Origin of the sequence: Micromonospora sp. NPDC049301 (assembly GCF_040678715.1) — a bacterium.
In the GTDB taxonomy this organism is placed as follows: Bacteria; Actinomycetota; Actinomycetes; order Mycobacteriales; family Micromonosporaceae; genus Micromonospora.
In genome coordinates, this window is sequence record NZ_JBFAQO010000004.1 from 116,300 (window position 1) to 128,206 (window position 11,907).

Here is an 11,907-nt window from a genome sequence, read left to right on the forward strand (position 1 = left end):
CGCTTCGCCCCGCGTCCTGTCTGATTTGCTGTGGGGGGGGGGGGGGGCGGCGCCGCCCCCCCCCCCGACCCGTCCCCCGGAAGGGATGGCCCCGGTGGCCTACTTCGCCAGACGCTTCCTGTTCTTCATCGGCACCCTGTGGGCCGCCGTGACGCTCAACTTCCTGATCCCCCGGCTGCAACCCGGCGACCCCGCCGAGGCGATCGTGTCGCGGCTGGCCGGGCAGAGCGAGAGCATCGACCCGGCCCAGCTCCAGGCCATCCGGATCATGCTGGGCACCCCGGACGGCAACCTCTTCGAGCAGTACGTGCAGTACCTGGGCGCGATCGTGCACGGTGACTTCGGGGTGTCGTACACCTACTTCCCCTACAGCGTCACCCACATGATCGGCCAGGCGCTCCCGTGGACGGTGATCCTGGTCGGGGTCACCCAGATCATCTCGTTCATCGTCGGCACGTTGCTGGGCGCCTGGGCCGCGTACCGCCGCAACAGCCGGGTCGACTCGGTCATCACCCTCGGGTCGACGTTCGTCGGCACGCTGCCCTTCTTCTGGCTCGCCCTGCTGCTCATCTACGTCTTCGCGATCACCCTGCGCTGGTTCCCCGAGCGGGGCGGCTACGGCGGGGGCAGCAGTCCCGGTTGGAGCTGGATCTTCATCTCCGACGCCTTCCAGCACAGCGTGCTGCCCGCCGTCGCGCTGCTGATCACCGGCCCGATCGGCTGGATCATCGGGATGCGCAACAACATGGTGCAGAGCCTCGGCGAGGACCACGCCCGCCTCGCCGTCGCCCGCGGCCTGCCCCGCCGGCGCATCGCGCTCACCTACGGGGCGCGGATCGCCATCCTGCCCAACGTCACCGGCTTCGCCATCGCGCTGGGCAGCGTCCTCGGCGGCACCGTCCTCGTCGAGACGGTCTTCAACTATCCCGGCATGGGCCGGCTGCTGCTGGAGTCGGTGTCCAGCCGGGACTACCCGCTGATGCAGGCGATCTTCCTGTTCACCACGGTCGGGGTGCTGGTGGCGAACTTCCTCGCCGACCTGCTGTACGGGTTCCTCGACCCCCGGGTGCGAAAGGCGGACACGGCATGATCGAGCGCACCGAGGAGCTGTCATGAGCACACCCGCTCCCGCCGTGCCGGCCCCGGGGGCCGACACCGAGGCCCTCCAGGCGAGCGCCACCGAGCTGTCCCGGCGCAGCCGGCTGCCCGGCTGGTTCGTCATCCTGTGGCGCAACGGCAAGTGTCGGGCCGGTCTGCTGATGCTGGGCGGCTTCGTGCTGGTCGCGCTCTTCGCCCCGCTGATCGCTCCGTACGACCCGCGCGACGACGCGTTCCCGACCTCGCTCGGGCCCACGGGTGCGCACTGGCTCGGCACCACCGCGCAGGGCGAGGACGTCTTCTCGCAGCTGATCGTCGGCGCCCGCACCTCGCTGATCGTCGGGCTCGCCGCCGGGCTGCTCTCCACCCTGATCGGGCTGGTCATCGGGCTGACCGCCGGCTACCTCCAGGGCTGGGTCGACGAGGTGCTCTCCTTCCTGATCAACCTCGGCCTGGTGGTGCCCGCGTTGCCGCTGATGGTGACGCTGGCCGCGTACGCGCCGGTCCGTGGACTGTGGCTGATCATCGCCGTGATCAGCGTGACCGGTTGGGCGTACGGCGCGCGGATCAAGCGGTCGCAGATCATCACGCTGCGGACCCGTGACTACATCACGGCGGCCCGGTTCGCCGGGGACGGCACGGCCCGGATCATCGCCCGCGAGATCGTGCCCAACATGACCTCGCTGATCGTGGTCGGCTTCATGGGGGCGGCGCTCGGCGCGATCGGTGGCGAGGCGGGCCTGGCCTTCCTCGGGCTGGGCGATCCGCAGACGGTCAGCTGGGGCACCATGCTCAACCAGGCCAGCCTCGGTGGGGCTCTGCTCACCGGCCAGTGGGCCTGGCTGATCGCGCCCGGCCTCGCGCTGTCGCTGCTGATCACCTCGTTCACCCTGATCAATTTCGGCATCGACGCGCTGAGCAACCCCCACCTCCGGGAGGATTGAGATGGCCCTGCTCGAGGTGGAGAACCTCTCCGTCACCTACACGCCGCGCGACCTGCCGGCCAACCGGGCCGTGCACGACGTCTCGTTCGACATCGCCGAGGGCGAGTTCGTCGGGTTGCTGGGGGAGTCCGGTTGCGGCAAGTCGACGCTGGGCAACGCCGTCCTGCGGCTGCTCTCCCCGCCGGCCCGGATCAGCGGCGGCCGGGTCACCTTCGACGGCGTCGACCTGACCACCGCCGGCGAGGACGAGCTGCGGACCCTGCGCTGGACCAACCTGTCCACGGTCTTCCAGAGCAGCATGAACTCGCTCAACCCGGTCATCCGGGTCCAGGCGCAGTTCGCCGACACCTTCGCCGCCCACAAGATCCCCGGCGACGTCACCGCGCGGGCGACCGAACTGCTCGAGCTGGTCTCACTGGACCCGCAGGTGCTCCGGGCGTACCCGCACGAACTCTCCGGCGGCATGAAGCAGCGGGTGGCGCTGGCCCTCGCGCTGGCCCTGCGCCCCAAACTGGTGCTGCTGGACGAGCCGACCACCGGGCTGGACGTGGTGGTGCAGCGCAGCATCCTCACCCGGCTGGCCGAGCTGCGGCGCGAGCTGGGCTTCGCGGTGCTGTTCATCAGCCACGACCTCGGCACGGTGCTGGAGATGGCCGACCGGGTCATGGTGATGTACGGCGGCGAGATCGTGGAGAACCGCTCGGCGGCCGGCATGCTGCACGAACCCCGACACCCGTACACGCGCGGCCTGCTCGGCTCGTACGCCGACCCGCGGCTGCCCGACGTGCAGGTCACCTACATCCCGGGCCGACCGCCGGACCTGTCCCGGCCGCACCGCGGCTGCCTGTTCACCCCACGCTGCCCCCACGCCGAGGACGCCTGCCGGGAGACCCATCCCGAGCTGCTGCCCGAGCACGGCGGGCTGGTCCGCTGCCTGGTCGCCCAGGAGGACCGGCTGCCGGTGGTACGTCTCGGCGCGGCGGACGCCGCCGCCACGATCGGCAGCCACTTCCCGGCCACCGGCGCCCTGAGCGGCGCACCGGAGGTGGCGGCCGAGGCGGTCCTCTCCGTCGACCGGGTCGGCAAGTGCTACACCAGCAGACGCGGGCTGCGTACCCGCACGGTCGACGCGGTTCGCGACGTGTCGTTCACCCTGCACCCGGGCCGGGTCACCGCCCTGGTCGGCCAGAGCGGCAGTGGCAAGTCGACGATCGCCCGCCTGATCACCGGGGTGGAACGCCCCAGCTCCGGCGAGGTGCGCTTCGACGGCGACCCCGGCCGGACGGTGCGGGTGGACCGGCTGCGCGGGCGGGCCCTGGTCGACTACCGCCGGCACGTGCAGATGGTCTTCCAGGACCCGTTCAGCGCGCTCAACCCGACCCGGACGGTCGCGTACGCCCTGTCCCGCCCGCTGGTCAACTTTGCCGGGCTGCGTGGCGCCGCGATCCGGGAGCGCTCGGCGCAACTGCTGGAGAGCGTGGGGCTCGCCCCGGCCGGGCAGTTCCTCGACAAACTGCCGCACCAGCTCTCCGGCGGGCAGCGCCAGCGGGTGGTGACCGCACGGGCCCTCGCCCCCGACCCGCAGGTGCTCATCGCCGACGAGCCGATCTCCATGCTGGACGTCTCGATCCGCGCCGAGATCCTGGAGCTGCTCGGTGAGCTGGTCCGCAACCGCCGCCTCGCGATGCTCTACATCACCCACGACCTGCTCAGCGCCCGGCTGCTGGCCGACGAGGTGCTGGTGCTCAACCAGGGGGTGATGGTGGAATGCGGCCCGACGCGGGAGGTGATCGGGGCGGCCCGGGACGACTACACCAGGCTGCTGCTCGACTCGATCCCCAACCCCTTCGCCCCGACCGCCCGCCCCTAGCGACGCGCGGGCCGGGTCAGCGCAGCCAGACGGTCGAGCGGCCGGGCAGCGACGTGCCGTCCACCGGGGCGCTGGCGAGCACCACCCGCCGGCCGTACGGTCGCCAGTCGACCGGCGTGTCGCCCAGGTTGACCAGGCAGGTCGGGCCGTCGGGGCCGCGCCGGAAGGCGAGGCAGTCGGCGGGGGCGTCCAGCCAGGACACCTCCGCCGGCCGGCCGCGCCAGCAGGTGCCGCGCAGCGGCAGCGCCGCCCGGGTCAGCGCGAGCGCCGAGGTCGGGTCGTCGGCCTGCCGGGCCACCGAGAAGCCACCCCAGCCGGCCGGTTGCGGCAGCCACGGCGTCGAACCGGCCGGCCCGAAGCCGTACGGCGCCGGTTGCTCGGTCCAGGGCAGCGGCACCCGGGCGCCGTCGCGGCCCCGGTCGGCGCCAGCGGAGCGGCGGAACACCGGGTCGCGGATCTCGTCGTCGGCCAGGGCCACCTCGGGCAGGCCCAGTTCGTCACCGGCGTAGAGGTACACCGCGCCGGGCAGCGCGAGCATCAGCAGCAGCACGGCTCGGGCGCCGTCGTGGCCCCACCGCTGTGCGGCCCGGCTCACGTCGTGGCTGCCGTGCACCCAGGCCGGCAGGCGGCCGTGCCGGGTGGTGGCGGCGAGCAGCGCGTCCACACCGGCCCGCCAGGGTTGCGGGCGCAGCGGCCAGTAGAGCGGGTCCATGGCGAAGGCCTGCCCCAACTCGCCCGGGCGCAGGTACGGCTCGATCACCTCCGGCCCGCCCCAGGTCTCGGCGACGCCGAGCCGGTCGCCCGGGTTGGCGGCGAGCTGCCGTGCCCACCGCCGGTAGATCTCGTGCACCTCGTCGCGGTCGCTGAACGGCGACGGGTCGCCGGCCCGCCAGCCGTCGGGCAGCTCCGGATAGGTCGGGTCCTTCACCAGTGAGCCGGCGGCGTCGAAGCGCACCCCGTCGACCCCCCGGTCCAGCCAGAACCGCAGCGTCTCGGCGGCGTCCGCGGCCACCTCGGGATGCTCGTGGCGCAGGTCGGGTTGCTCGATGTCGAACAGGTGCAGGTACCACTCGCCGTCGCCGAACGGCGCCCAGGCCGTGCCGCCGAAGATGGAGCGCCAGCCGTTCGGCGGCAGCTCCCCGGCGACGCCGCGGCCGGGCCGGACGTGGAACCGGTCCCGCTCCGGCGATCCCGGGCCGGCCGCACGGGCCGCGACGAACCAGGGATGGGCGCTGGCGACGTGGTTGAGCACCAGGTCGACCACCACCCGGAGGCCGAGGCGGTGCGCGTCGGCGATCAGCCCGTCCAGCTCGGCGAGGGTGCCCAGGCGCGGGTCCACGTCGCGATGGTCGGACACGTCGTAGCCGGCGTCGTGGTCCGGGCTCGGATAGAACGGGGTCAGCCAGACCGCGTCGACGCCGAGATCGGCCAGGTAGGGCAACCTGGAGCGTGCGCCGGCCAGGTCACCGAGGCCGTCGCCGTCGGCGTCGGTGAAGGAGCGCAGGTAGACCTCGTAGGTGACGGCCTCGCGCCACCAGGGCCCGGTCCGGGTCATCGCGGTGTCAGCTCCAGCAGGGACATCGACGGCATGGGCAGGGCGACCGGCAGCGCGACGGTGCCGCGATCCGGCGTGACGGTCACCGGCGGGGTCGCGTCGGCGAGGTGGTCGGCGGCCCGCAGCGCGGCCCACTGCTCGTCGGTCGGCCACCCGTCGACTCCGACGCGGTGAGCGGTGGCGCGCAGGTTGGAGGTGTGCTCGTCGAGCCGTCGGTGCCGCAGCTCGTACGCGGCGTGCGGCAACCCGTCCAGCCGCAGCCGGACCGACCGGTGCAGCCGGTCGCGCTGGTCGGGCCGGTCGAGCACGCCCTGGTCCAGGGTGCCGTTCCAGAGCACCACCGCGACCCGCCCGGTCCGCGGGTCGACCGACGGCCAGGCCCGGACCAGCGTGCCCGCCCCGTCGCCGTCGAGCCGGACGTCGAGCTGTTCCGGCGCGAGTCGTTCCAGCATCCACAGTGCCCAGAACCGCGGCTTGGCCAGGCCACCCACCGACAGCAGCCCGAACCCACCGTGCAGCAGCGCGGGTGGCCGGCCCAGCTCCTCGAAGTGGTCGCTGGCCACCCAGCAGGCGAGCGCGGCCACTCGGCCGGCCGCCTCCCGCATGCCGGTGGCCACGAAGGTCGCCGAGAGGACCGAATCGTTGACCGGCGCGAAGTGGGTGGGGGAGGGACCCCATTCGGTCCAGAGCAGTGGTGTGCCGGTCCGGCCGTGCCGGGCCAGCGCCGGGCGCAGGTCCAGCGGCGGACTGCCGTAGACGTGGGTGGAGAGGAAGTCCAGCGGTGCGCCGGAGGCGTCGACGTGGTCGAGGAACGGCTCGATCCACCTCGTCGCCGCGGTCGCCGGCCCGCCGACGGGCAGGCCGGGGCAGGCCGTCCGCACGGCGTGGGCCGTCACGTCGTACATCCGCAGGTAGTCCTCGCGGCTGCCGGTCCAGAAGCAGTCCAGGTCCGGCTCGTTCCACACCTCGACCGCCCAGCGGCGCAACTCGGCGTCGCCCACCCGGGACCGCAGATGCCGCACCAGATCCCCGACCAAAGCCGCCCAGCGGTCCCAGTCCCGGGGTGGACTGGACACGCCGGCGCCGGTCACCACCCGCGACGGGTCACGGGCCAGCGCGCGGGGGGTGAACGACAGCTCCAGCACCGGCCGCAGCCCGGTCGGGGCCAGCGCGTCCAGCACGGCGTCGATGCCGGCGAAGTCGTGCACCGGCTCGCCGTCCACCTCGCGGTAGACGCCGAGGTCGTCGCCGAGGATGCCGTGCGCCCGGACCCGCTCGACGCCCAGCTCGCGGTGCACCCGGCCGAGCGCGGCGGCGAGCCCGGCGCCCATCTGCTCGCCGCCGACCTGCTCGGTGCTGAGCAGCATGCTCAGGTGCTCGGAGCCGATCGTGTCCCGCCACGGGCGGTGCACCGGCCCGGTCGGGCGGGCGACGTCGACGCTCACCTCGACCAGGCCGTCACCGTCGGCCGAGGCCGCGACCGGCGCCGACGGCGGCCCGAGCGGGCCGTCGCCGGGCCGGTCCGCGTCGCGCACCGGGCGCACCGCGTACCGCACGGTCCGCCCGGGCCCGACGGTGGTGTCGGCGTACGGCGGACCGGGCACCGCCAGCAGGTCGCCGCCGCGATGGTCGATCACCCGGTACGGGCCGTCGCCGTCGGCCCGGTGCACCAGGTAGCCGACGGCGTCGGGCACCCGGTCCCAGTCGACGCTCACCTGACCGCGACCGGCCCGGACCCGAGGGCCGTCCGATCCGCGGCCTGCCGGCGTCTCGGCGGGGGTGGTCACCGCTCAGCTCCCGGCGACCTCGATCAGGACGGCCCCCGGCTGCGGCAGGTGCAGCTCCACCACCGCGGCTCCGCCCCGGACCCGCGCTTCGATCTTCTCGGTCGGCAGCGAGTCGGCGGCGCGCAACGCCTCCCACTGCTGCTCGGTCGGCCAGTCGCCGACGCCGAGCCGTTCGGCCAGCGTGGTGACGTCGCCGTGCTCCCGGTCGAGGCGGGTCACCGTGACCGTACGGCCGGCGGCGCCATCGACGGCCAGCCGGATCTGCCGGGCCAGTGCCCGGTCCCCGTCGCGCTTGGACTGGTCGAGGGTGGAGGCCCAGACCAGCACGGCGACGCTTCCGTCGGCGCGTCGACCGGCCCAGCTCTGCACCAGCCCGTCCGCACCGTCTCCGGAGGCCCGGACGCTCAGTTCGGTGTCGCCGAGCTGAGCGAGCATCCGCAGGGCGTGGTAGCGGGGCTTGGCGATGCCGCCGACGGTGATCAGACCGAAGCCGCCGTGCAGCAGTCGGGGTGGGCGGCCCAGCTCCTCGAAGTGGTCGCTGGCGACCCAGTAGGAGAGCGCGTCGACCCGGCGGGCGGCCGAGCGCATGCCGCTGAGCAGGAAGGTCGCCGCCGAGGTGCCGTCGTTGACCGGGTGGAAGTGGGTGGGGGTGACGCCCCACTCGGTCCACAGGATCCGCGCGTCCGGGAAGCCCAGGCGGTGCAGGGTCGGGCGCAGGTCCAGCGGCGGGCTGCCGTAGGTGTGGGTGGAGACGAAGTCGACCGGGGCGCCCGAGCGGTTGGCGTGCTCCAGCAGCGCGTCCACCCAACCTGCCGCGGCCGACGACGGCCCGCCGACGGGAATCCGCGCATCGACGTCCTTGACCGCCTTGGCGGTGACGTCGTAGAGCCGCATCCACTCGTCGCGGGTGCCGGACCAGAACACCTCCAGGTTGGCCTCGTTCCACACCTCGAAGTCCCAGGTCAGCACCGTGTCGCCGTAGCGCTCCAGCAGGTGCGCGACGAGCGCCCGGACCAGGTCGGCCCAGCGCTGCCAGTCCTTCGGCGGGGAGATGACGCCGCGGTACTGGAAGACCGTGCGCTCCGGGTCGCTGGCGAGGTCGCGGGGCATGAAGCCGATCTCGACGACCGGGCGCAGGCCGATGGAGAGGATCAGGTCGTAGACCCGGTCGACGCTGGTGAAGTCGTACACCGGCTCGCCGTCGACCTCACGGTAGACCGCCAGGTCGTCGTGGAGGATCGCGTGCGCGCGGACGGTCTCCACGCCGACCTCGTCGCGGATACGGCGCAGCGCGGCGAGCAGCTCCCGGCCGATCTCCCGACCGCCGGAGGTGTCCGTGCAGAGCAGCTGGGACAGCCGCTCGCTGCCGATCATCGGCTGCCACGGCCGGTGCAGCGGCACGCCCGCGTCGGAGGCGTCGACCCGCATCGTGACGGTCGGGGTGGTGCCGTCGGCCGGCAGCGCGGCGGCGTCGACCGGGGCGCTGAGCGGGCCGGTGACGGTGACCTCGGGTACCGCGGCCACCGCGTAGGCGTACGGCTGGCCGGCCTCGCCGGTGGTGTCGACGTACCAGGTGTCGGGCACCGAGAGGACGTCGCCGCCCAGGTGGTCGATCGGGGTGAGGTCACCGGCGGGTACGCCGTCGCGCAGCGGTGCGCGGTGCACCAGGTAGCCGACGGCGCCGGGGACCGGCGACCAGGACAGTCGAACGTGGCCGACTCCGGCGGTGGCCACCAGGTCACCGGGTGGGGCGAGCCGCGGGGTGCCGGTCGTTGTGCCCTCCTCATCGCTGCGCAGCGCGATGCGGGCCTCCCAGTCGGATCGGGCGTCTGCCGGCTGGTGGTCGCTTGCGCTCGTCACCGGGGCACCTCCAGGTGTGTCGTGTGGTCCGGTCCGAGCACTGTAACCGGTTTCTGTGACGGTTGCGCCCGGAGACCTGCGACTTTTTCGGGTACCGCGCCGCTCGGTGCTAGCGGCTGTGGCGGAGGCCGGCCGCGGAAGGGCGACCGGTCGTCGTGGAGCCTGGTGTGGTGGTCGCCGCGCAGCCGCAGCTGCGGCGGACGACCAGTTCGGTCGGCAGCACCAGCGTCGACCCGTTGCGGTCGGCGTCCCCCGCCGCCACCCGCATGAGCAGCCGCGCGGTCTGCGCGGCCAGCTCGCGCACCGGCTGTCGTACGGTCGTCAGCGCCGGCGTGACGAGGGCCGCCATCGGGGTGTCGTCGAAGCCGGTGATCACCAGATCCTCCGGCACCCGGAGCCCGTGGTTGGACGCGCCGACGAGCACACCGAGCGCGGTCTCGTCGTTGGCGCAGACGATGCCCTGCGGGCGGATGCTCCGGCGGAGCAGCTGCTCGGCGGCGAAGACACCGTCGGGCTGCTGCAGGCCGACCCGGATCGGTGCCCGGGGCAGCGGCAGGCCGAGTTGCCGGTGCGCCTCGCGGAAGCCGGCCCAGCGTTCGCTCACGTCGGGCGACCCGCTCGGGTTGCCGACGAAGTCGAGGCGACGCAACGCGTGGTCGGTCAGCAGGTGCCGGGTGAGGGCGGCCGTCGAGTCGGTGTTCTCCACCCGTACGGCCGGCACGCCGGGAGGCCCACCACCGGCCAGGACCACGATCGGGAGCATGCCGGACAGCTCCTGGAGGGTCTCGTCGGAGAGCGTGCCACCGAGCACGGCCAGCCCGTCCACCCGGTGCGCCATCTCGATCACCTCGGTGTCCGAGTCGGCGCGCAGGTGGGTGCAGAGAATGTGCACGCTGGTCCGGGAGGTGACCGCCTCGGACTCGAAGCCCTGGATCAGCTCGGAGAAGTACGGCCCGGACAGCCCCGGGAAGACCAGCCCCACGGCCCCGTGGCGACGGGCGGCCAGGGCCTGGCCGAGGTGGTGTGGCCGGTACCCGTGCTCCTCGATAGCCCGCAACACGCGACGGCGGGTCTCCTCCGACACCTGGCCGGTGCCGTTGGACACGCGCGAGACCGTCGCGACGGACACGCCGGCCAGGCGGGCGATCTCCCGGGCCGTCAGTCGGCCGTTGCCCATGCTCCTCGATCCGTTCCTGTCGGTCCGAAACCGGTTGCAGCAGCACTATATGGAGATACGTCGAACGCCACAACCAGCGCGCCCGCCGGGTTCGACCTGCTAGCCGTCGATGCGGGTGATGTTCCGGATCTTGTTGGACGCGTCCAGGGCAGCCACCTTGTACGCCTCGGCCAGCGTCGGGTAGTTGAACACCGCGTCGACCAGGTAGTCGATCGTGCCGCCGCAGCCGATCACCGCCTGCCCGATGTGGACGATCTCGGTGGCGGCCGTGCCGAACACGTGCACGCCGAGCAGCCGGCCGTCGTCGGGGGAGACGAGCAGCTTCAGCATCCCGTACGAGTCACCCACGATCTGGCCGCGGGCCAGTTCCCGGTAGCGCGCGATGCCCACCTCGAACGGCGTCGAGGTGTCGGTCAGCTGCGCCTCGGTCTGCCCGACGAAGCTGATCTCCGGGATCGTGTAGATGCCGATCGGCTGGAGGCCGTGCATCTCGCGGATGGGCTCGCCGCAGGCGTGCTGCGCGGCCAGCCGGCCCTGCTCCATGGACGTGGACGCGAGCGCCGGGAAGCCGATCACGTCACCGACCGCGTAGATGTTGGCCACCGGCGTGCGGTAGTTGGCGTCAACCGCGATCCGGCCGCGCCGGTCGGCCTCCAGGCCGGCCGCCTCCAGCGCCAGGTCGTCGGTCTGGCCCTGCCGGCCGGCCGAGTACATGACGGTGTCCGCGACGATCTTCTTGCCGCTCTTCAGGATGCACAGCGCCGCCGTCTGGTGCTTCTCGACGGCGGCGACCTCCTCGCCGAAGCGGAACGCCACCGACAGGTCGCGCAGGTGGTACTTGAGCGACTCGACGATCTCCTCGTCACAGAAGTCGAGCATCCGGTCGCGGCGTTCCACCACGGTCACCTTGGTGCCGAGCGCGGCGAACATGGACGCGTACTCCATGCCGATCACACCGGCGCCGACCACGACCATGCTGCGGGGCACGGCCTGGAGGTTGATGACCCCGTCAGAGTCCACAATGGTGCGATCGTCGAAGTCGACGCTGTCCGGCCGGGCCGGGCGGGTGCCCGCCGCGATGATGATTTTGTCGAAGGTCACCCGCGACTCGCGCCCGGAGCCGCCGTCGACCCAGATCGTGTGCGCGTCCGCGAACCGGCCCGTGCCGGTGATCATCGCGACCCGGTTGCGGGCGAGCTGGTTGCGGATGACGTCCGTCTGCCGGGTGATGACGTGCTGGGTCCGGGCGGCCAGGTCGCTGACCGTGATCTCCTCCTTGACCCGGTAGCTGCTGCCGTAGAGGTCCCGCTGGCTCAGCCCGGTCAGATAGAGCACGGCCTCGCGCAGCGTCTTGGAGGGGACGGTGCCGGTGTTGATGCACACCCCACCGATCATGTCGCGGCGGTCCACGATGCCGACCCGCCTGCCCAGCTTGGCGGCCGCGATCGCCGCCTTCTGACCACTGGGTCCGGAGCCCAGCACGACCAGGTCGTAGTCATACACAACCGACAGCGTCGCAAGATGTCGGCACCCGCGCCAGACCCGAGTGGACACGGTGACCGGTCGAGGCCCCTACCGGTGTGCAGACCTGACCGTCCGCGGCGGTGGACGATGTG

General features: G+C 72.9%; 8 protein-coding genes. 3 read left to right on the plus strand and 5 right to left on the minus strand.

Annotated elements, in window-relative coordinates; translation table 11 throughout:
• Positions 1–94: 94 nt before the first annotated feature.
• Genes AB0K07_RS13510 through AB0K07_RS13520 form a run of 3 tightly spaced genes read left to right on the plus strand, consistent with a single transcriptional unit; the run spans position 95 to position 3,912 of the window.
• Positions 95–1,090 (plus strand): ABC transporter permease, encoded by a 996-nt coding sequence (locus tag AB0K07_RS13510; RefSeq protein WP_363754722.1) that lies wholly within the window; start codon positions 95–97, stop codon positions 1,088–1,090.
• A 22-nt stretch (positions 1,091–1,112) separates the two neighbouring features.
• On the plus strand, positions 1,113–2,042 hold the full coding sequence (locus AB0K07_RS13515) for an ABC transporter permease (protein WP_363754724.1): 930 nt from the start codon (positions 1,113–1,115) through the stop codon (positions 2,040–2,042).
• Between the two features lies 1 nt (position 2,043).
• Positions 2,044–3,912: an ABC transporter ATP-binding protein gene (locus AB0K07_RS13520; RefSeq protein ID WP_363754726.1), complete on the plus strand. Its 1,869-nt coding sequence runs from the start codon at positions 2,044–2,046 to the stop codon at positions 3,910–3,912.
• A 16-nt stretch (positions 3,913–3,928) separates the two neighbouring features.
• Here the strand turns inward: AB0K07_RS13520 and AB0K07_RS13525 are convergent, their stop codons facing one another.
• The 5 genes from AB0K07_RS13525 to sthA form a co-directional block, all read right to left on the minus strand.
• Positions 3,929–5,467, minus strand: coding sequence for an alpha-amylase family glycosyl hydrolase (locus tag AB0K07_RS13525; protein ID WP_363754728.1), 1,539 nt, complete (start codon positions 5,465–5,467; stop codon positions 3,929–3,931).
• A complete protein-coding gene (locus AB0K07_RS13530; protein ID WP_363754730.1) occupies positions 5,464–7,254 on the minus strand; it encodes a xylan 1,4-beta-xylosidase in 1,791 nt (596 codons plus the stop codon). The genes AB0K07_RS13525 and AB0K07_RS13530 overlap by 4 nt, the downstream gene beginning before the upstream one ends.
• 3 nt (positions 7,255–7,257) lie before the next feature.
• Complete coding sequence (locus AB0K07_RS13535; RefSeq protein WP_363754732.1) at positions 7,258–9,114, minus strand: xylan 1,4-beta-xylosidase; 1,857 nt, start codon at positions 9,112–9,114, stop codon at positions 7,258–7,260.
• Between the two features lie 109 nt (positions 9,115–9,223).
• Positions 9,224–10,291 carry a LacI family DNA-binding transcriptional regulator gene (locus AB0K07_RS13540; RefSeq protein ID WP_363754734.1) on the minus strand — a complete coding sequence of 356 codons (1,068 nt, stop codon included), beginning with the start codon at positions 10,289–10,291 and terminating at the stop codon, positions 9,224–9,226.
• Positions 10,292–10,390: 99 nt separating this feature from the next.
• Positions 10,391–11,794, minus strand: a complete 1,404-nt coding sequence (gene sthA, locus AB0K07_RS13545; protein WP_363754736.1) for a Si-specific NAD(P)(+) transhydrogenase — start codon at positions 11,792–11,794, stop codon at positions 10,391–10,393.
• Positions 11,795–11,907: the final 113 nt, after the last annotated feature.